19 protein-coding genes, 2 tRNA genes and 1 pseudogene are annotated in these 21,512 nt (G+C 69.1%); 8 read left to right on the top strand and 14 right to left on the bottom strand.

All coding sequences use genetic code 11. The features are described from left to right. Positions 1-6: 6 nt before the first annotated feature. Positions 7-792, bottom strand: coding sequence for a hypothetical protein (locus HNR00_RS19750; protein WP_183572192.1), 786 nt, complete (start codon positions 790-792; stop codon positions 7-9). A gap of 238 nt (positions 793-1,030) precedes the next feature. Further along, positions 1,031-1,885 carry a tyrosine-type recombinase/integrase gene (locus HNR00_RS19745; protein ID WP_312886084.1) on the bottom strand — a complete coding sequence of 285 codons (855 nt, stop codon included), beginning with the start codon at positions 1,883-1,885 and terminating at the stop codon, positions 1,031-1,033. Between the two features lie 330 nt (positions 1,886-2,215). Here HNR00_RS19745 and HNR00_RS19740 point away from each other — a divergent pair, with 330 nt between their 5' ends. After that, entirely contained in the window at positions 2,216-3,910 is a 1,695-nt protein-coding gene (locus HNR00_RS19740) for a calcium-binding protein (RefSeq protein WP_183572188.1), read from the top strand. Between the two features lie 18 nt (positions 3,911-3,928). Here HNR00_RS19740 and HNR00_RS19735 read toward each other — a convergent pair whose 3' ends face one another. The 4 genes from HNR00_RS19735 to HNR00_RS19720 form a co-directional block, all read right to left on the bottom strand. Continuing rightward, on the bottom strand, positions 3,929-4,834 hold the full coding sequence (locus HNR00_RS19735; protein WP_183572186.1) for a hypothetical protein: 906 nt from the start codon (positions 4,832-4,834) through the stop codon (positions 3,929-3,931). A gap of 151 nt (positions 4,835-4,985) precedes the next feature. Then, a complete protein-coding gene (locus tag HNR00_RS19730) occupies positions 4,986-5,351 on the bottom strand; it encodes a hypothetical protein (protein ID WP_183572184.1) in 366 nt (121 codons plus the stop codon). A 211-nt stretch (positions 5,352-5,562) separates the two neighbouring features. After that, positions 5,563-7,623, bottom strand: a complete 2,061-nt coding sequence (locus HNR00_RS19725) for an AAA family ATPase (protein WP_183572182.1) — start codon at positions 7,621-7,623, stop codon at positions 5,563-5,565. Positions 7,624-7,965: 342 nt separating this feature from the next. Then, the gene (locus HNR00_RS19720; RefSeq protein WP_183572180.1) at positions 7,966-8,151 is read right to left on the bottom strand and encodes a hypothetical protein; all 186 of its coding nucleotides are present in this window, start codon (positions 8,149-8,151) and stop codon (positions 7,966-7,968) included. A 119-nt stretch (positions 8,152-8,270) separates the two neighbouring features. Between HNR00_RS19720 and HNR00_RS19715 the strand changes: the two genes are divergently transcribed. Together HNR00_RS19715 and HNR00_RS19710 are read left to right on the top strand one after the other, a co-directional pair. After that, the gene (locus tag HNR00_RS19715) at positions 8,271-8,555 is read left to right on the top strand and encodes a hypothetical protein (RefSeq protein WP_183572231.1); all 285 of its coding nucleotides are present in this window, start codon (positions 8,271-8,273) and stop codon (positions 8,553-8,555) included. Between the two features lie 12 nt (positions 8,556-8,567). Beyond that, positions 8,568-8,834 (top strand): hypothetical protein, encoded by a 267-nt coding sequence (locus HNR00_RS19710; protein ID WP_183572178.1) that lies wholly within the window; start codon positions 8,568-8,570, stop codon positions 8,832-8,834. Between the two features lie 470 nt (positions 8,835-9,304). Here HNR00_RS19710 and HNR00_RS19705 read toward each other — a convergent pair whose 3' ends face one another. Next, on the bottom strand, positions 9,305-9,520 hold the full coding sequence (locus HNR00_RS19705) for a hypothetical protein (protein WP_183572176.1): 216 nt from the start codon (positions 9,518-9,520) through the stop codon (positions 9,305-9,307). Between the two features lie 333 nt (positions 9,521-9,853). Between HNR00_RS19705 and HNR00_RS25985 the strand changes: the two are divergent. Then, positions 9,854-10,777: pseudogene (locus HNR00_RS25985) on the top strand (tyrosine-type recombinase/integrase); the annotation flags it as partial. Between the two features lie 166 nt (positions 10,778-10,943). On the opposite strand, the gene HNR00_RS19695 reads toward HNR00_RS25985, so the two are convergent. The 6 genes from HNR00_RS19695 to HNR00_RS19670 all read right to left on the bottom strand — a co-directional run bounded on the left by HNR00_RS19695 (position 10,944) and on the right by HNR00_RS19670 (position 17,428). Further along, a tRNA-Leu gene (locus HNR00_RS19695) sits at positions 10,944-11,028 on the bottom strand. 146 nt (positions 11,029-11,174) lie between these two features. Next, positions 11,175-12,584, bottom strand: a complete 1,410-nt coding sequence (gene leuC, locus HNR00_RS19690; protein ID WP_183572174.1) for a 3-isopropylmalate dehydratase large subunit — start codon at positions 12,582-12,584, stop codon at positions 11,175-11,177. 472 nt (positions 12,585-13,056) lie between these two features. Then, positions 13,057-14,289, bottom strand: a complete 1,233-nt coding sequence (locus HNR00_RS19685) for a sensor domain-containing phosphodiesterase (RefSeq protein WP_183572172.1) — start codon at positions 14,287-14,289, stop codon at positions 13,057-13,059. A 406-nt stretch (positions 14,290-14,695) separates the two neighbouring features. Then, positions 14,696-16,084: a flagellin N-terminal helical domain-containing protein gene (locus tag HNR00_RS19680; RefSeq protein WP_183572170.1), complete on the bottom strand. Its 1,389-nt coding sequence runs from the start codon at positions 16,082-16,084 to the stop codon at positions 14,696-14,698. A gap of 209 nt (positions 16,085-16,293) precedes the next feature. Next, complete coding sequence (locus HNR00_RS19675) at positions 16,294-16,737, bottom strand: DMT family transporter (RefSeq protein ID WP_183572168.1); 444 nt, start codon at positions 16,735-16,737, stop codon at positions 16,294-16,296. Between the two features lie 196 nt (positions 16,738-16,933). Continuing rightward, positions 16,934-17,428 (bottom strand): YciE/YciF ferroxidase family protein, encoded by a 495-nt coding sequence (locus tag HNR00_RS19670; protein ID WP_183572166.1) that lies wholly within the window; start codon positions 17,426-17,428, stop codon positions 16,934-16,936. Positions 17,429-17,583: 155 nt separating this feature from the next. Between HNR00_RS19670 and HNR00_RS19665 the strand changes: the two genes are divergently transcribed. Continuing rightward, positions 17,584-18,723, top strand: a complete 1,140-nt coding sequence (locus tag HNR00_RS19665; protein WP_312886083.1) for a glycosyltransferase family 2 protein — start codon at positions 17,584-17,586, stop codon at positions 18,721-18,723. Between the two features lie 120 nt (positions 18,724-18,843). On the opposite strand, the gene lipB is transcribed toward HNR00_RS19665, so the two are convergent. Continuing rightward, positions 18,844-19,515, bottom strand: coding sequence for a lipoyl(octanoyl) transferase LipB (gene lipB / locus HNR00_RS19660; RefSeq protein WP_183572225.1), 672 nt, complete (start codon positions 19,513-19,515; stop codon positions 18,844-18,846). A gap of 113 nt (positions 19,516-19,628) precedes the next feature. Here lipB and HNR00_RS19655 point away from each other — a divergent pair, with 113 nt between their 5' ends. The 3 genes from HNR00_RS19655 to HNR00_RS19645 all read left to right on the top strand — a co-directional run bounded on the left by HNR00_RS19655 (position 19,629) and on the right by HNR00_RS19645 (position 21,450). Continuing rightward, complete coding sequence (locus HNR00_RS19655) at positions 19,629-19,934, top strand: FliM/FliN family flagellar motor switch protein (protein ID WP_183572162.1); 306 nt, start codon at positions 19,629-19,631, stop codon at positions 19,932-19,934. A gap of 116 nt (positions 19,935-20,050) precedes the next feature. Further along, positions 20,051-20,135 (top strand) — tRNA-Leu (locus tag HNR00_RS19650). An 82-nt stretch (positions 20,136-20,217) separates the two neighbouring features. Next, positions 20,218-21,450 (top strand): site-specific integrase, encoded by a 1,233-nt coding sequence (locus tag HNR00_RS19645; protein ID WP_183572160.1) that lies wholly within the window; start codon positions 20,218-20,220, stop codon positions 21,448-21,450. Positions 21,451-21,512 lie beyond the last annotated feature (62 nt).

The raw sequence follows: 21,512 nt of genomic DNA, 5'->3' as shown, positions 1-21,512 counted from the left end.
GCGGGCTCAGTCCTTCGGCGGCCAGTGGGCCGGATCATCCCAGCGCAGGCCGGGAATCGCGGTGCTGGTGAGGAGCGAGTCGGCGGGCACCGCGGCCGAACCGGGAATCCATTCCTGCTCCTCGCGGGCCTCCTGACGAGCCTGCGGAACCGCACCGTTCTCGTGCCGGGCCCAGGGCTCGGCGGTGGCGTCAGCCCGGAAGGCGGTGATGTGCCCGTGCAGGCGCGCCCCGTCGGCATCGATCGCGACGGCGCGTAAGCGCCGCTCATGCCGGCCGGGCGTGGCGGCGAGGCCGCGGAAGGCGTCGGGGTCGAGCCGCACAGCATCGGCCGGGAGGTCGGCGTTCGCCGCTTCGATGGCGGGTTGGAGCGCGGCGAGGCGCCCGAGGACGGCGGCGAGTTGCGCGGCGGCGGGCTCGTATTCCGTCCGCATGATGCGCTCGGCTTCGGCGGCAGCCTTCTTGCCGACGGCGTACCGCTTGCGGCGCTCCGGCTCCTTGGCCGCCTCGCGGGCCTCGGTCTCTGTGGCCCGACGCTCGGCCTGGACGACGACGGCGGCGGCGCGCTCGGCCCGCAGGCGGGCGGTCGCGATCTCGGCATCCTTGCGGGCCAGCGCGTCCACGCTGGCGCTCGTCAGCATCCGGGCGCGCTCGCCGGTCAAGCCGGACAGGGCGGCGTCGGCCTCGCCGCGCTCGTCGCGCCAGCGGTCGAGGTCGGCGCTGGTCTCGATCCGTGCTGGCAGAGGCGTGGGCGATCGGTCGCACCGCATGGTGCGCGGGGTGTTAGGCTGCATGGGGCCTCAATGGTTCGGGGGAAGGAGCGCGGCTCCAGAGCTCGCGCGTGGAGGAGATCGGCGAGCCGGCCCGCGGCCTCGCATGGTTGAAGTGTTCGGCTGCTCGGCCCGGATGAGGCGCAGCCCGTAGGCACGCCCTCGGCCGAAGAAGACAAAGCGCCGGGGTCCAGCACCGGGCAGCCTAGCCGCGCGCTAAGCCCCCGTAGCCTCGGGCCGCGCGCGGATCTGTGTTCGAGGATCAGACGCCCAGGAACCGGGCGCTGCTCTCGCTCGGCCGTGCATGCAGGTAGCGGCCGGTGGTGCTGACGCTGGCGTGTCCGAGCGTCGCCTGCACGAGGTGGATCGGGGCGCCGCGGTCGAGCGCGTGGCTGGCGTGGGCGTGCCGAAGCCAGTGCGCCGAGACCTCAGCCGTCAGCCCGGCCCGCGCGGCGGCTCGCTTCACGATGCGGTGCGCCTGGCTGAGAGACAGTCCGCGGCCGGCTGGCTGGGACCGAAACACGAAGGCATCCGGCTCGGGCGCGTCGCGCAGCTCGTGCACGATGCGCCAGGTGTTGGCCGAAAGCAGCACCGTGCGGGTCTTGCCGCCTTTGCCGTAGACCGTGGCCTGGCCGGCGCTGTCCCGGGCCGTGAGGTCGCGCCAGCGCAGGCCAACGCCCTCGGAGATCCGGAGGCCGGCGCCGTAGAGCACGGTGAGCAGTGCACGATTCCGACGGTCGGGCTCGAGCGCGATCATGCGCATGGCGTCTGGCTCGGCGAGGATGCGCTCGGCGAGCGTGCTCTTGACCGGCGGGGCCTTCAGAGCGGCGCCGATGTTGAACTGCAGAGCGCCGGTCTCCTGAGCGAAGGTGAAGAGGCTCTTCAGCGCGGCGGCCGCGTTCGCCTGCGTCGCCGAGGCCTTCCCCTGAAGGGTGTGGAGGTAGGCCTGCAGGTCGGCGAGCGTTGCGGCGGCGAGCGGCCGACCCAAGGAGGCGAGGAAGCGGCCGGCCTGGGCGCGGTACTTCCGGCGGGCGTGCGGGCTGGCGGAGCGGGCGACCCACGTCTCGACGAGGCGTGCGTCATCAGCCGCGGGCGGCGCCGACGGGGGCTGCGTCACGGTCGAAACTCCGGGGGCAGATAAGGGTACTTCTCTGCCCTGCATGGGCAAAGCAGTCGCGCGAGCGGGCAAGTGAGCACGGCTCGCGGGGAAGGTGTGTGGGTACGAAAAAGCCCCGCGCGGATGTCCGCCGGGGCTATATGCACCTCTGCAGTGCGGGACATGCCGCAAGTTCCAGATGGATGCAAGCCGGTGCGCGCGAGCTTTTTGTGCCTCGACAATCACTCCGATGGAATATCGGCGCCGCGTGCCTGCTTGAGCCCTCGACCGCAACCTCAAGACGTGCTGCATTGCCTGCGGCGCAGAAAGGAGCGCCTCGGGGGGTAAGTTATGGCGACGGTGTCAAAAACGTCGAGCGACGGCCGTTATACGATCGTCGACACGCAAGCGTTCGCGTCGTCAAGCGACATGGATGATGCAGCGTATGGAAATCAAACTGTAACGCTGACCAACAACATCACTGGATCGCGAAAAACGTTATATGAATACTCGGGCGTGGGCGGCGGCTCCCCAATGGATCTGTCGTTCAGCAGAGATGGAAAGTCCGTCGTCTTCCAGCCCGTAACCGGATGGGACTTTGGCTCATATAACGGCAAATATAACTATCGAGCTTACGATCTTGCAACCAACACCTATCAAGACATATTGCCCGAAGGCAATTATACATTCTCAGTTTTAACTTCCTCGGATGGGTCCAAGATAAGATGGACCGCCTATGATGAATACGGCAGTAGATCCGCTGGGGTTTTTTATTTCCCATCGATCGCGCAGTTCAGCCTTCCATACGTTTACGGCGCGAAGATCAGCTATGCCGGAACCGGCAGCGTCATCGTCGGCGACACGGTTTTTCTCAGACTCACCCTTAAAGGCATAGAGACCGCGACCGCCGCGCAAAAGATCACCCTCACCCTCAATACGGGTGGCACAGCCACGTACGATGCTTCAGCTTCGCAGCCCGGCAAGTTTTTCGTCTTCAAGTACGTCGTTCGTCCTGACGACACGACGAAGGACCTGGCCATCAGTTCGATCAATCTCAACGGCGCGCAACTCCTCGGGCGCGATGGTCAGAGCGCATTCATTTCAGACGACCTGAAAACGATCAGCGGCACCCTCAAAATCAACGGTTACATCGGCACGGCGGCGAGCGAGTATTTCGCCGGGACGCTGGGCGCCGAGACCCTTCAGGGCAAGGGCGGCGACGATCTCTACCGGGTGAACAACTCCGGCGACGTGGTGTTGGAGGCGGTCGGCGGCGGGACCGATACGGTGGTAAGCACGATCAGCTATGCCCTCGCAGCCAAGCAGGAAATCGAGATCCTTCGGGTCGCCAAGTCGGAGGGCTCGGCCCACATCAACCTGACCGGCAACGATTTCAACCAAGCGGTCGAGGGCAACAGCGGCAACAACATTCTCGACGGCCGGGGCGGCGTCGACACGATGCGCGGCTACCGCGGCAACGACACCTACGTCGTCGATCACGCCCGCGACTTCGTCCGCGAGATCAAGGGGCAGGGTTTCGATAAGGTGGTGTCGTCTACCAACTACACGCTCGGCGCCGGCCAGGAGATCGAGGCTCTGCAGCTCCTCGCCTCTACGGGCTCGCGAGCCCACAACCTCACCGGCAACGAGTTCGGTCAGGCACTGGTCGGGAACGCCGGCGCCAACGTGCTCGACGGCAAGGGCGGCAAAGACGTTCTGCACGGCGGCAAGGGTGCGGATGCCTTCGTGTTCTCGACCGCGCTCACACCGGGCAATGTCGACCGCATCGTCGACTTCTCGCATGCCGACGACACGATCCGGCTGGCCAAGAGCGTGTTCGCCGCGCTCGCGCCGGGGCAGCTTGCGGACAGCGCGTTCAAGAACATCAGCACCGGCGCGGCCGACGCCAACGACCGCATCCTGTACAAGCAGACGACGGGCGAGCTGTTCTACGACGCCGACGGCTCGGGCGCGGGCGCGGCGGTGAAGTTCGCCGTGCTCGACAACCATGCCAAGATCGCCGCGAACGACTTCCTGATCGTCTGACGCGGCGCGCGACGCCTCTCACGCCGCCCCGGCCGGCTTCCACTCGCTCGGCGGGCTCATGCGCACCGGCTCCGGACGGCGTCCGGGCGCGCGTCGGGCGACCGGGCGGCGCCTATCGAGGGCGACGGTGCGGCGTGCGAGGTTCGGCCGGATGGTTGGCGGAGCGGGCTCGGCCTCGATCCAGGGGCGGGTGACGGCGGCGGGCGGCGCGACCGCGACAGTCTGAAGGACGGGGGTCAGGATCTCGGCAAGGAGAGTGAGCCCCGCGTGCCAGAGCGCGTAGCGGGCGCGATCCTCGGCGATGTCGTCGGCGGTGCGCACCCACTGGAGCTTGCAGAACGCGCCATCCGGATAGGTTCCGGCCCGGACAGACGTGGTGCGCCGGTCGAAGGTCGTGAACCACGGTGTTCCGTCCGGCCCTTCTCCGGCCGGAATGCTCACGGTCTCCCAGATCTCGGCCTTGCCGTTGGCTCCGCGTACCGGTTCGAACTCGGCCGGTCCGCCCAGATCGGGGCGCTTGCCATTGCGGGCGTAGGTCACGATCCAGGACCGGACGTCGCGGCGGGTGATCGAGATAACGTGGCGCAGATCGACGTGCTCGCCCAGGCCCTTCCCGACGTCGTAGGGCAGGATGTCGAGGGTCGCGTCGTCGAGCGCCTCGACCGCGGCCTCGATGCGGAGCGCGTCGGGTGACGGGTCGCCCATCGCGAGCGGGAATCCGGGATCGCGGTTCCAGCAGTCGATGCGCCCGCCGAACGCGCCGGCCCGCCACATCGGATGCGTGCTTGGATAGCCGATTCCGCGCAGTGGGTGGTCGTCACGCCTTTTGGGCAACTCATCACGGTAGGCCCACTGCAAAGCCACCTCGATGTCGAGGGTGCGCCTAGGTGCGGCTCGGGTGGTGGAGCCGGAAAGCTCTGACACGGTGATCCCCTTGCTGTCCCGGTCGCCATACGCCGGGCCCTATTGCTCGATCCGACGCGCTCACTGAAAGCGTCAAGGCGCCTTGGAAAACCGGATGTCACGTCGTCGAGCGTCGGCTTCCTCATCGTCAAGAGCGCATTTCTGGCCTCCTTCAAAACGGCAGCGGATCGCTCGGCAGCGGCGCATCCGGATCAGTCCCGCGTTTACGCAGCAGCTTCGTCGCCCGTCGCTCCTGAGCGGGGCGCTCCCGGCGCTCGTGCTCGCTCGGCCCGGCCCTAGCCGCCCGGCGCGGGCGTGAGGCGCCGGAAATGGGAGAGGGGCCGTCCTGGCCCTCCCTCGGCCGCGGCTCCTCCATGAGCACGTTCCAGCGCGCCACCTCCTTGCCGGTGCACTCGGCCCGGTCGTCGCGCAGCATCACCACCCGGGTCTTCCCGAGATAGCCTGCGAAGTAGGTCGAGCCCGAGGCTGAGCGGTACTCGCGCAGCTCGGTGAGGACGATGCGGGGCTGGCGGTTCACGAGCCGATCTCCACGTCACGGTCCGCCCGGTCGAGCCGCTCTTGCGACCTTCGTCGACATGGGGCGGATCCCGGTTTCAGCGCGTTCCCCACTTCCCCCACCCCCCTAGCCCCTACGGGGCGTAGAGGTGGTGGAAGGTGCGGATGGTGGGGCCGGACCCCCACTTCCCCACCTTTCCTCACCTCACTTTTCAAGGTGAGGAAGCCGTCGTTCAGGTCGCCCATTCGCCGACCTCCACGAAGGGTCTCTTGTTGCCGCGCTCGTCCTGATCGTCGACGATGCGCAGGGCGCCGGTGCGGATCCAGGTCTTGAGCAGACCCTTGATCTTGGCGCGGTCCGCCTTGTTCTCCACGTCCAAGCGCAGCGCCTCGGCGACGGCCCGACCGACCCAGTCCTTGGCCTGGGAGCTCTCGCGGTAACGGCCTTCGCTGACTTTCTGCTGCACCGCCCTGAGGTCGGCCGTCGTCACTCCTGTGAACGGATCCGGCCACCGCCAGGACTCGGCGACCCCCACGCTGTCGGCCGGCCGGTCCGCTCTTGCGTTCCCGAGATCGACCGAGGCCAGCCGCAGCCATGTCGAGCTGTCGGCCGGCGGAGCGAGATTCGCCTTTCCATCGTAGTACCTGAAATGCAGGCGCCGGTTCTCCACCCCGGCGCGTTCGGCCTCCTCTTCCGTCATGACGTTGAGCGCGCGGCCCGCGCGCGCCTTGCTCAGGAGGGCGCTGGCGCCGCGCCCGTCCTCCACCGTGACCTCGCCCCCTTGGCCTTTGCGGGCGTGGTGCACGAGCTCGATCGCGCAGCCGGTCTCGTCGGCGATCTGCGCCCAGACCGTGGCCACCGCGTTGATGGCGCCGTTGTCGTTCTCCGAGACCTCGTGCGAGGACACGAAGGGATCGACTACGAACACCCCGATGCCGTTGTCCCGGATCGCGGCCTTGACTGCCTCGACCACCGGCTCGGCGATCGCCGTGCCCTCGCGGGTCTGCCGGGCAATGACGATCGGGGCGGTGCGCCCGCTGTCGAGGAACAGGCGGCCCTCGAGGTCCTCCGGCCGCAGGCGGTAGCGGAGCGCGGCGGCCATCACCCGGCGCTCCATCTCCTCGCGGGGATCCTCGCCGTTCCAGATCCAGACCGGCGTGCTCTCGTTCGGTGTGATGCCGAGCAGCGCTTGACCGGTGGCGATGGCGAGTGCTTCGACGATCACGAGCGACGACTTGCCGATGCCACCCGGCGCGATCGTCGTCGCGATGAACTTGCGGATGTAGTGCCAGCCGTAGATCCAGCCCCGCGGCGGGATCGCCGCCGGGTCGATCCACCGGAACGGCGTGGCGCGGATCGGCGGGCCAGGCTCGGCCTCGACCTCCGCCGCCTCGACCCGCTGCCACAGCCGCTCGACGGTGCCGCCGGCCTCGATCCAGTCCGAGACGTCCTGCCCCTCGTCGAGCTCGGAGAAGCCCACCACCCGCACCCGCGCGGCGGCCTCGGCGCAGGCCGCGACCTTGCGCTCGGCGCATTCGCGTCCGGGCCCGTCGTTGTCGATGAGGATGACGACGTCGCGGCCGGCGAGCAGCGCGCCGCAGCCCTCCGGTACGTCCTGGGCGCCCCCGTAGGTGAAAGCGGGCAGGCCGAGCCGCGCCAGAGTGTCGACGTCCTTCTCGCCCTCCGGCCAGAACACGGCGTCGTGGGCGAGCTCGCCGTCGAACGGGTCGAGGCTGCCGACATAGGGCACCGGCACGTAGCTTGCGGGCCGCTTCGCTTGCCAGCCGGTGATCCGCTGCTCGGAATCCTTCACGAGGTAGAAGTCGATGAAGGCTGCCCCACGCGTCTTGCGGATCTTCACCCGCACCGCCTGGCCGTCGCGGCGATAGATGTGGCGCCGGCCCGGCACCTCGCTCGTCACCGGCGGCGGCTCCGGCTCGCCGATCGCTTGCAGGCCGCGCAGGTCGCCGGGCGCGAGCGGGGTCATCTCGGGAATCGGCGCGCGGCCGAGTTGCGGCGCGGGGCGCGCCGGCGCCGGCCGGGGTCGGGCAGGACGCCCGGCGCCTCGGGCCGGGCGGGGCACGCGCTCCAGGCCGAGTCGCTGCATCACGTAGCTCTTGGCCGCGAGCAGGTCGTCGCCGGCGAAGGTGTTGACGAGCAGTCCGTCCGGCGCGCTCGGGTCGAGGCGGATCGACAGCGAGCGGTCGCGCGCGGAGTGACCCGGCGCCGGCGCCATGACTTGGCCGCCGCTGACCACCCCGCCGAGCGCGCGGGCGATGGACTGCACATCCATCAAAGAGCCGCCTCCGTGCTTGCCGGAAGACCTGCGCTTCGACTATATTCGTGATCGCGAAGTCCAGACATCACCGCACCAACTTCCGCCGCTTCCGGGGCCAGCCGGAGCGGCGGTTCGCGTTTCGGGAAGGGCTCAGGCGCGGGGTCCGCGCCGGTCAGGCTCCTTGATCCAAGGTGCGATCTTCACCGCCGTCCGGCTCGCCCAGTGCAGGAGCAGGCGCGCCGCCCAGGTCCGGGGCCGGTAGCCCCAGGGCCGCGTTGCAGGCGGCGATCTGTGCGAGGACGGTCCGGTGTTCATCACGGGCTTGCTCCAGGGCGCGAGCGTCCCGCGCGGCGTGTCTCAAGCGATCCATCTCGACCGCGGTGATCGAGCGCGCCTCGCTGTGCAGATCCCGCGCACCCGCCGGTCGGTCAGACCGGTGGTGCGGGCGACACGGGCGAGCGCGCCCTTGACGTTCTCGCCGAGACGCAGCGGCCCGGCGATCTGCAGCACGAGCTCGCGTGCCTCGGTGCGCGCGGTCAGCATGGCGCCTCCGCGGGCCTCGGGTGATTTACCCGAGCGCTCGGGTGATCCTCCCAACATCTCGGGTGGCTCCTGTGGTCGTGTAGGGACAACTGCAGCAGGAGCGATGACGCGTGGAGGTGATGAGCGAGAGGCACGACAGGACCGCCGGCCGCGTCAGCTTTGGCGCGCGCGGGCGGCCGGCGGGCCGGAAAGACGGGACGGTCGCCGTCGGGACGCTGGCCCAGGCGCTGGCGATCCTGGCGTTGGACCTGATCGACGTGCTGGAGCCCGCGGACGCTGCCGCGGCGCAGGAGCGGCTCGCGAACCGCCTCGACGCGCAAGGACGCACGCCCGGCGGCTCGCAGACGGCGGCGCTGCTCGGCGCCGTCGCCGTCGCCGACGCGCTGATGCAACTCGAGACCTGACGGGAGGGCGCCATGGCCGGCGATGACGAGCTGTTCGAGATCGAGTTGCAGGGGGTCGAGCGCGAGGTCGACATCGACATGGAGAACGGCGGGGCGACGCGGGAGGCCTTCGGGGTGTCCTTCCACTGCGGCCGGCCCGGTTGCTGGATGCTGGTGCACGTCCGCTTCGACGTGAAGGACGTGCCGACCCTGGAGGTTGTACCGCGGGGCATGGCCGGCATGCACCGGGCCTTCGCTGCACTGGCGCGGCAGAGTGAGGCGTGGGCCGCCAAGGGTTGAGCACAGCTTTGCGAACGCGGGCCGGGCGATCCCATGGACACCCGACCCGCGCCGCTTACCATCGGGAGTTGCCACACCACCGATGGAAGCTCTCCAATGGCCGTTGAAACGAAAGATATTTTGGGATGGTTTATAACGGGGGGCCTTGAGGCCGCAGGTTTGCTTTTCAATATTCTCAGCAGGCGTGACGCAGCGCGCAAGTCGAAACGGGATGCTGAAGCCGTTTGGTCTTTGCATTTGCACAGTGGGGCAACTCAAGGGGCTACAGGACAGAGGTTTAGGCTCAGCCTTGCAGATCCTGCCTCGAACCGTTACCGACTCTCCAGCGTCAAAGTCATTGAGCCCAAAGGAGCAAAAATCTCTCACCTCAACAATGGGCGACACGATGTGAATGCTGGAGAGATACCAGACAGTTACACGGACAGCTTGGTTTTCGACCGCGATCTGGAGCCAGGACTGCGAATTAATCCTCAGACCATGTCGGTTTCGCGTTCCAGCATCAGCGGCGTAGTGTTCTTCGCGGACTGGCCTTCCGCTACAGAGCGAAAGAAATGGAGCAGACTGGTTGTTGTGATCAGCGTTGAGGAAATTTCTTCGTCCAGACGTGAGATCCGTCTGACGATACGCAGCCAGCCGATCGATTGGACCGTGAGAGCGGCGCCCAACGCAAAGTGAAGCCAGTCCATGCGACGGATACTCGTGGGATAGATCTGGGGGAGACGGGAAGGCGCGCATCAGGGGCGGGCCTCAATCGAAGACTGATTTTCCGGTCGCAACCGAGCCAGAAAACTATCACGAACCGCCGCCCAAGAGCTTGCGGAGACCTCGCCAGCGCTTTCGGCTTGTATCACGCAGGCCGACGTCGCGCGCGTGATCCGCGCCGTCCAGGCCGCGGGCCTGCCCGTGTTGCGCGTCGTGGTGCGACCCGACGGCGTGGCAGTCGAGACCGTCGAGCGACCGCGCGACGAGGCCGAGCCGCTGCCCGAATCCCTTGCCGAGGAAAGGCCGCCGGTGGTCCTATGACCGACACCATGCCCCGCCCGCGCCGGCCCCACCTCGTCCGCGAGACCACCCGTCACGGAACCGTGGTCTGGTACGTCCGCGTCGGGCAGGGGCCCCGGACCCGGATGCGCGAGCCGTTCGGCTCGGCGGGCTTCTGGCGCGACTACCGCATGGCCGTCGAGGGCAAGCTGGTGACGGCGCCGAGCGTCCCGGCGCCCGGCACGCTGTCCTGGCTGATCGCCCGCTACGTCGCGACCGCCGAGTGGTCGGACCTCGCGCCCGCCACGCGCAAGCAGCGGCACGCCGTCTACCGCGCCATCGAGGAGACCGCGGGCGGTGAGCTGCTGAAGGTGATTGATCGCCGCGCGATCCTCGCCGGCCGGGACCGGCGCCGCGACCGGCCGCACGCGGCCAACAACTTCCTCAAGGCGATGCGGGGCCTGTTCGGCTGGGCGCTCGCCGCCGAGTACGTGAAGGCCGACCCGACGCTCGGGGTGAAGCTCCTGTCGGGCGGCAACGACGATGCCGGCTTCCACGCCTGGACCGAGGACGAACTCGCCCGGTTCGAGGCGCACTGGCCGCTCGGCACGCGCCAGCGCCTGGCCTTCGACCTCCTGCTCTACACCGGCCTCCGGCGCGGCGACGCGGTGCGGCTCGGCCGTCCGCATGTCCGCGGCGGCGAGTTCACTCTCCGCACCGAGAAGACCGGGATGGTGGTGGTCGCGCCGATCCTGCCCGCGCTCGCCGCCTCGATCGACGCGGCGCCGACGGGCGAGCTGACCTTCATCGCGACCGAGCGCGGGCGGCCCTTCACCAAGGAGTCGTTCGGGACGTGGTTCGGGAAGGTCTGCCGCGCCGCCGGCTGCCCCAGATCGGCGCACGGTCTGCGCAAGGCCGGAGCCCGCCGCGCGGCCGAGGACGGCGCGACGGAAGCGCAGCTCAACGCGCTGTTCGGATGGGCCGACGGGAGCCGGGAAAGCGCGGTCTACACGCGCACCGCCAACCGGGCGAAGCTGGCCCGTTCGGCCAGAAAAAATCCCGCACCCGGCGACCAGGTGCGGGATCAAAGCTTAGAAGACCAACGATCTCAACAACTTGGAGATCAGTTGGTGCCCAGGAAAGGACTCGAACCTTCACCTCTTGCGAGACTGGTACCTGAAACCAGCGCGTCTACCAATTCCGCCACCTGGGCGCCGGGTCGTATCCGACCGGCGATGGGGCTCGTTTAGGGGGCGGCGGCCAGGGCGTCAATCGCTGTTTCGCCGCCGCCCTGCAAAAAGCGCGACGGCAATGCCCCGGGGAACACCTCCGCGCGCAGCGCCGGCCGGGCCTGGGGCGTCATCCGCGCCAGTCGCGGATATCCACGAAGCGGCCGGCCACCGCCGCCGCCGCCGCCATCGCCGGGGAGACGAGGTGGGTCCGCCCGCGCGGGCCCTGGCGGCCCTCGAAGTTGCGGTTCGACGTCGAGGCGCAACGCTCGCCGGGGCGCAACTTGTCCGGGTTCATGCCGAGGCACATCGAGCAGCCCGGCTCGCGCCAGTCGAACCCCGCCGCCTTCAGGATCCGGTCGATCCCCTCGGCCTCGGCCTGGGCCTTCACGAGGCCGGAGCCCGGCACCACCATCGCCGAGACGCCGTCATGGACCTTGCGGCCCTCGACCACCCTGGCGACCGCACGGAGATCCTCGATGCGCCCGTTGGTGCAGGAGCCGATGAAGACGCGGTCGAGGGTCAGGTCGGTGATGCGGGTGCCCGGCGTTAGGCCCATGTATTCCAGCGCCTTCTCCTTGGACTGGCGCTTGTTCTCGTCGGCGATGGTCGAGGGATCCGGCACGAGGCCGGCGATCGAGACCACGTCCTCGGGCGACGTGCCCCAGGAGACGAGCGGGGGCAGATTGCCCGCATCGAGACGGATCTCGCGGTCGAAATGCGCACCCTCGTCGCTCAGCAGGCTCTCCCAGTAGCGGCGGGCCGCATCAAACGCCGCGCCCTTCGGCGCCTTCGGCCGGTCCTTCACGTAGGCGTAGGTGGTGGCGTCCGGGGCGACCATGCCGGCGCGCGCGCCGCCCTCGATCGACATGTTGCAGATCGTCATCCGCCCCTCCATCGAGAGGGCGCGGATCGCCTCGCCCGCGTACTCGATGACGTGGCCGGTGCCCCCCGCGGTGCCGATCTCGCCGATGATCGCCAGGATGATGTCCTTGGCGGTGACCCCCGGCGGCAGGGTGCCGTCGACGGTCACCCGCATATTCCTGGCTTTGCGCTGGATCAACGTCTGGGTGGCGAGCACGTGCTCGACCTCCGAGGTGCCGATGCCGTGGGCGAGCGCCCCGAAGGCGCCGTGTGTCGAGGTGTGGGAATCGCCGCAGACGATGGTCTGGCCCGGCAGGGTGAAGCCCTGCTCCGGCCCGATGATGTGGACGATGCCCTGGCGCCGGTCGAGGGCGTCGTAGAACTCGATGCCGAAGTCGCGCACGTTCTCGGCCAGGGCCTCGAGCTGCGTGCGGCTCTCCGGATCCTCGATGCCCTTGGAGCGGTCCGAGGTCTGGACGTTGTGGTCGACCACCGCCAGCGTCTTGTGCGGGGCGCGGACCTTGCGGCCGGCCACGCGCAAGCCCTCGAAGGCCTGCGGGCTCGTCACCTCGTGGACGAGGTGGCGGTCGATATAGAGGAGAGCGGAGCCGTCCGGCCCGATATCGACGACGTGGTCGTCCCAGATCTTGTCGTAGAGGGTGCGCGGCGCGGTCATGGCGAGATGGGTCTGACGGGTTGATGGCCCCGCCCGGAGAACGGCCCCGCCGGGTCGCCGAACGGCGACGGGGAGGAGGAAATCCGGTCGAGAGGAACCCTTTAATAATGCCCCGGCGCGGGTTTCGGAAGGGCGGGGACGCACATGGCCAGGGCAATCGCTTGAAGCGATTGCCCTGGTTTGTCGACTTGCCTCAGTCGCTGGCGCCCGCCTCCGCGGGCTCAGGCTTTCGCTCCGCTCGGCGCTTTTCAGGACACATGTCCTGAAAAGCCCGCTCCGCGCGGCGCTCTTCGCGCCGCGAAGCCGCGTAGGCGGCTTCGAGCGATTGCCCTACGCACATGGCGCCGCCGACCCCGAACGCCGCGACGCCTGGAGCCGTATCCGACCCGATTGCATCAGGCCGGCGGCTCTCGATTCCCGGTTTGCCGCGCAGTCTCGCGACGAACCGGTTTCCACTTCGTCGAAATGCGCTTCAAGTCGTCTCGTCGGGGAAGGTCGCGGTCTCGGGCAGGCGCGCCGCCTCCTCGATCGGCATGGGCCGCCCGAGCAGGAAGCCCTGGGCGCGGGTCACGCCGATGTCGCGCAGCGCCGCGAACTCGGCCGGGGTCTCGACGCCCTCGGCCACCACCTCGCAGCCGATGCGCCGGCCGTAGCTGGTGATGGACTCGGCGAGCGCCCGCCGGGCGGTGTCGCGGTCGATCCCGCGGATCAGGCTCATGTCGAGCTTGATGAATTCCGGCGAGAGGTCGAGCACGTGCCGGAAGGTCGAGTGCCCCGCACCGACATCGTCGATGGCGAGCCGCAGGCCCCGCGCCCGCAGGGGAGTCAGCGCCTCCCGCAGGACATCGTAGGACGCGACGCCCGCGTGCTCGGTCAGCTCGATCACGGTGCGCTCCAGCGGCGCCCCCTCGAAGGCGGCGGCGAAGCGCGGACTCGCGATCTGCGCGGGCGACAGGTTGACCGTGAGCTTGAGCGCCGGATCGAGGCTCGCGAAGCCGGAGAGCGCCCGCTCGACGGCGAGGAACTCCAGGTCCTCGCCGAGCCCGACCTCGGCGGCCTCGGCGAACCACGCATCGGGTGCGCGCCGGGGTTCCGACGGGAATCGGGCGAGCGCCTCGAACGCCTTCAGCCGCCCGTCGGCGACGCTGTAGATCGGCTGATAGGCCATCTCGATCGCGCCCGCCTCGATCACCGCGCGGACGCGCTCGCGTCGGGTCTCCCTGTCGATGACGGCTCGACGGTCGCGGTGCAGGATCGCGCCCACCAGATCCGCGCACAGGCGCAGCAGGCCGAGATCGCGGGTGGTCAGGGAGCGGTCGGGGGTGAAGCTGAAGCAGCAGACCGAGCCGTAGGTCGTCCCGTCGGCGTGGCGCAGGGGCACGCTGAGATGGGCGCCCACCGGCAGTTCTTGGGTGACCGTCAGACCGGCGGCGACCGGATCCTCGCGGGCGTCGTGCATCAGCTCGGGCATCATGCCGCGGGCGACGTAATAGCAGAAGCTCCTCTCCAGCGGGTCCGACGCGCCGACGGTGATCGGGTTGCTGGACGTCCGCCCGTCGGTGAAGCGGAAGACCCGGCGACCGCTGATGAATTCGGAGACGAACCCGACATCCATCGCCAGATGGCGGCGCACCGCCTGCAGAACCGCCTGGACCTGTTCACCGGCCGTTCCGTGAGCGGCTTCGAAGAGGGATGCGAGCGACAAACGACTGGGTCCGAGCGAAGAAGGCCGGCTCTTCAGGGATGGCCCGGTCGAAGACCGGGGATCGTCCCACCGGCCGGCGGCGCGCCGGACGACGCCGATGGGCATCGCCGGGATACAACCGGACGATAGACACAGGCGCTCGACCCCCGCAAGTGAAGCGCAAACGACTTGGAAGGCGGGATATCGCCGGACTTCGAGTGGAAACATTTTTTCACGCGCAGCCCTGGTCTTCCGGTGGCGGCCGAGGCAGCCGGCTGGCTCGGCCTCGAGGAAGACCTTCGTGCCGCGCGATACCTTACCGGCTGCCGACACGACGCGCCGGAAGGGCGTCCCCTCCCGCCGCGCGTGACCCGGACGGCCTCGCCGCGACGGCGGGGAGCGAGGCCGGCTCCGCCCCGCGAGCGGCTTACGAGCGGAACAGCGAGAGAATGTTCTGGCCGCCCGAGTTGGCGATCGAGAGCGCCTGGACCGCGAGCTGTTGCTGCGTCTGCAGCGCCTTCAGCTTGGTCGACTCCTCCTCGATGTCGGCATCGACCAGGATGCCGACGGTGCGGTCGTTGGCCTTAATCAGGGTGTCGACGAAAGCCTTCTGGCCGTCGATCTGGGTCTTGTTGGCGCCGAGCTTGGTGCCGGCATCGGTGACCTTGGCGATCGCCCTCTCGACCTGGGTGACGATCGCCCGCAGCGTCGTGTCGCCCGCCGTGCCCGACAGGACCGAGATGTCGATCGTGGCGACCGACACGCCGGTGCCGCCGTCGGCGGTGTCGAGGATGCCCTTGCCGGAAGTGGTGCCGGCCGCCGATCCCTTGCCGACCCTCGCGTCGGTCGCCGCGGTGCCGGTGCCGAAGCCGACATCGACCAGGGCGTTGCCGGCGCTCGCCGCCACGTTCTGGATCGTCACCTGGGCGGTCGCGCCGGTCGCGACGGTGGTGAAGCTCAACCGCCCGGAGGTGTCGAGGCCGGCGGTGATCTTGCCGGCGAGCGGGTTGGCATCGGTGTCGGCGGCGATCTGGTTGTTGATCGCATCGAGGAATTCCTGCGTCGTCACCTTGGTGAGGTCGGCCGCTGCGGAGGCGAGGGCGGTGCGGTTCAGGCGGATCGTGCCCGTCGAGCCGTCGCCCAGCGTCAGCGAGAACGCCACCTCGTTGGTGCCATTGAAGTTCGCGGTGCCGCCGGTGAACGCCGTCGTACCGGTGAGCGAGGTCGAGCCGAAGATCTGGCCGGAGGTCGCCGCCGTGGTGATGCTGGAGGCGTTGACGTCGTAGAGCTTGATCGCGTTCACATCGACGCCGATCATCGAGAACGTCACCGTTCCCCCGGCGTTGCGCGAGAAGCCCGCGACCACGTTCTGGGTCGCCCGGTAGACGCCGTTGCTCGGCGAGGAATCGACCGAGAGCCAGTTCTGGCCGGACGAGATCGAGGAATCGGCGGTCGCCTTCATCTTGTCCTGGATCGCGTCGATCTCGACCTGAACCTTGGCGCGGTCGATGCCGGGCTGGAGCGCGGTCTGCAGCTTGGCGCGCAGGTTCTGGAGATCGGTCAGGATCGCGTTGAGGCCGTTATAGGCGGTGTCGACCGCCGAGGCGCCCAAGCCCAGCGAATCCTTCACCGCCGAGAGCGAGGCGTTGTCGGTGCGCACCGTGGTGGCGATCGACCAATAGGCGGCGTTGTCGGCGGCGGCCGAGACGCGCTGGCCGGTCGAGACGCGGTTGGAGGTCGCGTCGAGCTGTGTGTTGATGCCCTTGAGCGTCGTCAGCGCCGTCATGGCGGCGATGTTGGTCAGCAGGCTGGTCACGGATCGAGCTTCCGGCAGGGAGAGGAGGGCGCAGGCACGCCGAGGCCGGAAATCGCGACGCGATCGAGCCGACCCGCATGCCCCGCGGGGAACGCGACGTGGGCCGATCAATGGCCGTGGGCCGTTAACAGGCGATTAAGCATGCGGGGAACCCGGCTCCGTCCCGGCCGGGATCGCGCACGCTTCTTGCGATCAGGCGTCGGCGACGATCAGGAGAGCGCGACGAGGGTCACGCCCGCGATCATCAGGGCGCCGCCGATCAGCCGCATCGGCCCGGCGGCATGCACCTCGAACCCGACGAGGCCGAAATGGTCGAGGGCGATCGAGGTCGCCACCCCCGCGGTCACGAGGATGGCGAGGAACGGCGCCGCCCCGATCCGCTGCGCCACGAAGAGCTGCGCGAGCAGGAGGCCGACGCCGACGAGGCCGCCGATCCAGGCCCACCAGGGCGTCTGACCCGCCTGCTGCAGGCTCGGCACCGTGAGATGTCCCGACAGCAGCCCGATGGCGAACATGCCGGCGGTGCCGACGAACATCGACACGAGCCCCGCCGTGAAGGGCTGGCCCAGCGACCGGGCGAGTTGAGTGGTCTGGCCGGGCTGGACCGCGTTGGCGATGCCCGCGAGCAACACGACGCCGTAGAGGAAGATCATGGTCGCGATTGTCCGTGAGGGGCCTTCGCCGGGAACGGCGCGGCGGGCGATCGAGGGTCGGACCGGCGGCGATCGGCGGGCGTTCCGCCACGAGCGGAACGCCTATTTCGCGCGAAGCCACGGAGCGCGCCGGGGACCGTGGCGCCGGGCTCGAGCGGTTCGGGTCCGGCACGAGGCGGGCGGTCTCAGCCGCGCGTCAGGCGGCGGCCTTCTCGACGCTTTCGGCCAGGCGGCTTGCGAACTGATCGACCTTGTAGATCTCGGAGACCGCGCCCTTCAGCTTGGCCTCCTGATCGGAGCGGCCGAGGGCCTTGGCGTAGGCCGCCGCCGAGCCGAAGCCGGCCAGCCCGTAATGCGACATACGCTGGTACTGGGCGATGATCTGCACGTCGCGCAGATGCCCGTCCTGCGGCGCCTCCTCGATGCCGTGCTTGAGCGCCTCGGCGACCAAGCCCTCCATGCCCTTGCAATGCTCGGGCGAGACCTCGCCGCCGTTCTCCCGGATGATCGCCTTGAGAACCTCGGTGTGCTTGCCGATGCCGGAGACGGATTCCTCCAGCATCTGCTTCAGCTTCGGATCGCTGGCCTGCTCGCCGAGCCGGCGCACGGCCCGGCTCATCTGGTCGTTGGCGGACCAGAGATCCTTCATCTCGTCGAGATAGACGTCCTTGAGGCTGTCGGGCGCTGACATGGCGGGGCTCCGTCGAGGGTTTCGGGATGCCCGTGAAACCGGGGGGCGGGGCCGCTGTTTCCGCGGCAAAGTCCCTCAGCGTCGGTTCATCGAGCGTGGCTACAAGAGCGTCGCGGCCTTCGATTCGAGGGCCGCTCCTCTCGGAGCCCGTTGCCGTGCCGTCCCTCCTCGACACCGTCATCGCCGTGCCCGTCCGCAACGAGGTCGAGCGGATCGCGGCCTGCCTGCGGGCGATCGATGCGCAGGAGGGGCTGGCGCCGGGCCGGCTCGGCCTCGTGCTGTTCCTCAACAACTGCACCGACGGCACGCCGGAGATCGTCGCCGGCCTGCTGCCGACATTGTCGATCCCGGTGCGGGTGATCGAGACGACCTATGCCGGGGCGCATGCCGGCTGGGCCCGCCGGGCCGCCATGGATGCGGGCGCCGCGTGGCTCGACGAAGCGGGTGCGGCCGGCACCCTGCTCACCACCGACGCCGACAGCCGCGTGCCGCCGGACTGGGTCGCGACCAACCTCGCCGCGCTCGACGCGGGCGCCGACGCGGTCGCCGGAAGAGTCGAACTGATCCCGGAGGAGGCGGCCCTGCTGCCGCCCTCGCTGCCGGCCCGCGGCCGGCTGGAGGACACCTACGACGCGCTCATCACCGAGATGGAGGCGCGGATCGACCCCGATCCGTCCGATCCCTGGCCGTGCCACCGCACCACCATCGGGGCGTCGCTCAGCGTGCGCCGCGCGGCCTACGAGGCGGTCGGCGGCATGCCGGAGATCCCGCTCGGCGAGGACGGCGCCTTCGTCGCCGCGCTCTTGGAGCGAGGTTTCCGCGTGCGTCACGACCGAGCCGTGAGGGTGTGGATCTCGGCCCGCCTCACCGGCCGGGCGCCGGGGGGCGTGGCCGACACGATCCGCTCCCGCTGCGAGGAGCCGGACGCGCTGTGCGACGCCCGGATGGAGGCGGTGCCGCGCGCGTTGCACCGCTACGCGTGGCGCGCCCGGCTGCGCCGCCTGCACGGGCAGGGGCGGCTGGCGCACGACCTCGCCTGGGCGCGCCGCCTCGCGATCCCCGAGGCGGAAGCCCGCCGCATCGCCGCGCTGCCGCGTGTCGGCGAGATCGTCGCCGCGGTGGACCGCGCGAGCCCGCGCCTCGCCTATCGCCCGCTGATGCCGCGGCAGTTGCCGGGGCAGATTCGCTTGGCCCGTTTGGTGCTGCCGGCTTTGCGCCTGGCGCTGCGGCTCCGCCGGGCCAAGCCCGTCCTACCGCCCGTCGCCAGCGTGCCATCGGCCACCGCCGACGCCTGAATCCAGGTTTCGAAAGGACAAGTCCTTTCGCGGGTCCAGGGCGGAGCCATGGTTTTGTAGGGAGACCGGGGCTCTGCCCCGGCGCCCCGCCAAAGGGATGATCCCTTTGGAATCCACGATCTATGCCTCGTCCCGCGTTTCGCCGAAGATCGGCTCGAAGGCGGCGCGTAGCGCCATGTCGACCTCGGGTAGGCTGACGATGCGGCCGAGGTCGGCGAGGCTGGTGACGCCGTGCTCGCGCACGCCGCAGGGCACGATGCCGGAGAAGTGGGAGAGGTCCGGCTCGACGTTGAGGCTGAGGCCGTGCAGGCTCACCCAGCGCCGCACCCGGATGCCGATCGCCGCGATCTTGTCCTCGACCTGGGCGCCCTTTTCGGGCCGGCGCACCCAGACCCCGACGCGGTCCTCGCGCCGCTCGGCGCGGACGTTGAAGGCGTCGAGCGTCGCGATCAGCCACGCCTCCAGGCTCGCCACAAAGGCCCGGAGATCGGGCCGGCGCCGGTTGAGGTCGAGCATCACGTAGGCGATGCGCTGGCCCGGCCCATGATAGGTGTATTGCCCGCCCCGCCCCGTGGCGTGGACCGGGAAGCGCTCCGGCTCGACGAGGTCGGCCGCCCTCGCCGAGGTGCCCGCGGTGTAGAGCGGCGGGTGTTCCAGCAGCCATACCAATTCGTCGGCCTCGCCGCGGGCGATGGCCGAGGCCCGCGCCTCCATGGCGGCGACCGCCTCCGCGTAGGGCACCAGCGCGTCCGAGATGCGCCATCCTACCGGCGGCGCGTCCGCGTGCGGCAGGAAGGCGGCGGGCGCCGTGGCAAGCCGGGAGGCGGAAAGGGGCGCGTCGTTTACCAAGGCTTCACCATCCCTCGCGAAGGATTCCCCGAACGGTAGCGGCGGAGCACTCGCGCGTGGCGGTCCTGGACGAACTGAAGGTCGATCTCAAGGTCGTGCTGGGGCGCAGCCACATGCCGCTGCACATGTTGCTGCGCATGGGCCGCGGCGCAGTGATCGAACTCGACTCCACCGACACCGACATGGTCGAGATCCTCGCCAACGACCACCCGATCGCCCGCGGACAGATCGTCGTGACGGGCAACCGCATCTCGGTGGAGGTGACGGAGTTGATCCGCAAGGCCGAGGTGGTGCGCACCCCCGGCGTGACGATCGGCGAGGGCGCAGTCCCGCTCCTGGAGGACGCCGACGCCGCCCTCTGAGCGGCGGCGCAGGCAGAGGAGGGACGAAGAAAGCGATCCGGCGCTTGTGCCGGCCCCAGGCATCTGTTATCCGCTGCGCCGCCCACACGAAATGCCGGCCCGGACCGGCGGCACGGGCGGCCATGGCGGAATTGGTAGACGCGCTAGCTTGAGGTGCTAGTCCCGCGAGGGGTGGAGGTTCGAGTCCTCTTGGCCGCACCAACCTCTTTGTCTTTTTTCTGCAAAGAGTTGGTGCCTTTCAGTGGCTTACGGGTGACCGCGCTCTCACACAGCGGTCCCACACATGCCCCTCATGACAGCCCGACCTTGGAAAGGCCCTGACACAGGGGTCTATCACCTGCGACAGCGCACGCCGCGCGATCTGCTGCCCCGCCTGAAGGGTCAGAAGGTTGCCCTTCCGGTGGGCGATGCCTTTGTCACGGTGGGGGTTGGTGAAGTCGTTCAAGCCTCATTGCGGACCAAGGACACGGCCGAAGCGCGGAGCCGCCACGCAGTCGCTGATGGAGCCCTGAAGCGGTTCTGGGAGACCAAGCGCAGCGGGCCGACACGGCTCAACCAGCGCCAGATCACGGCCCTTGGTGGGCTCGGCTATCAGCAGTGGGCTCGCTCGATGGCTGATGAGCCCGGCCCTTCTGAAGCCTACATCGAAATCCTACGCCTCCACGCCGAAGCTCGTAGCGCGGGCAAGCTGGAGCAATGGGTTGGTCCCTCGGTGGACGCGATGCTCCTGAAGGAAGGGCTCGTGGTCGATGAGGAGAGCCGCACGCGCCTCCTTGAGGCCGTCGATCAAGCCCTCGTTCAGGCCAGCCAGCTCCTCTTCAGGAACGCCGAAGGCGACTACCGACCTGACCCCGATGCCGCCCGCTTCCCCGCATGGCAGGCCCCGCAGAAGGCTCCCGAGGCGGCCCAGGAGACGATCACCGTTGCCGCCCTGTTCGACCGGTGGGCGGCCTACAGCGCCGACAAGAAGGCCCCGAACACCATCAAACGCTACCGTGGGAGCTGCCGGTCTCTCATCGCCTTCGTGAAAGATCGGGACATCCGGTCTCTCACGCAAGACGACCTGTACGCCTGGGCCAACCACCGGAAGGACGTGGAAGAGGTTCACGCCAGCGCCATCAACCGGAACGACCTCGTAGCGGCCAGCTCGGTGTTCGCCTGGGCGGTCGGACTTCACGGTGGGAAGCTGTTGCCGTCGAACCCGGTTACGGGCGTGAGCCTGGAGGAGCCGAAGCAGGCCGCCAAGCGGGAGCGGACGTTCCGCGATGCGGAGGTGACCGCGATCCTCACAGCGGCCTCAGCGGTTCAGCCTGACGAACGAAACCCGACCTTCTCCGCCGCACGTCGTTGGTGTCCGTGGCTCGCCGCCTACTCAGGCGCTCGCATCGCCGAGCTGGCCCATCTGGAGAAGCGCGACATCAGGAAGGAAGCCGGCATCGTCGTCATGGACCTGCGCGTCATGAAGACGGGTGAGCCACGCACGGTGCCCCTTCGCCGGCCTTCGGGAGCGTGGTGAGGTGCAGCGACCCCTGCCGAAATTCTGAAAAATAATTTCCGAGAACCCCTCGACAGTCGTTC

This window comes from Methylorubrum rhodinum (assembly GCF_014199935.1).
In the GTDB taxonomy this organism is placed as follows: Bacteria; Pseudomonadota; Alphaproteobacteria; order Rhizobiales; family Beijerinckiaceae; genus Methylobacterium; species Methylobacterium rhodinum.
Note: the sequence above shows the minus strand (reverse complement) of the source record. Positions and strands in the feature narration are given on the sequence as shown.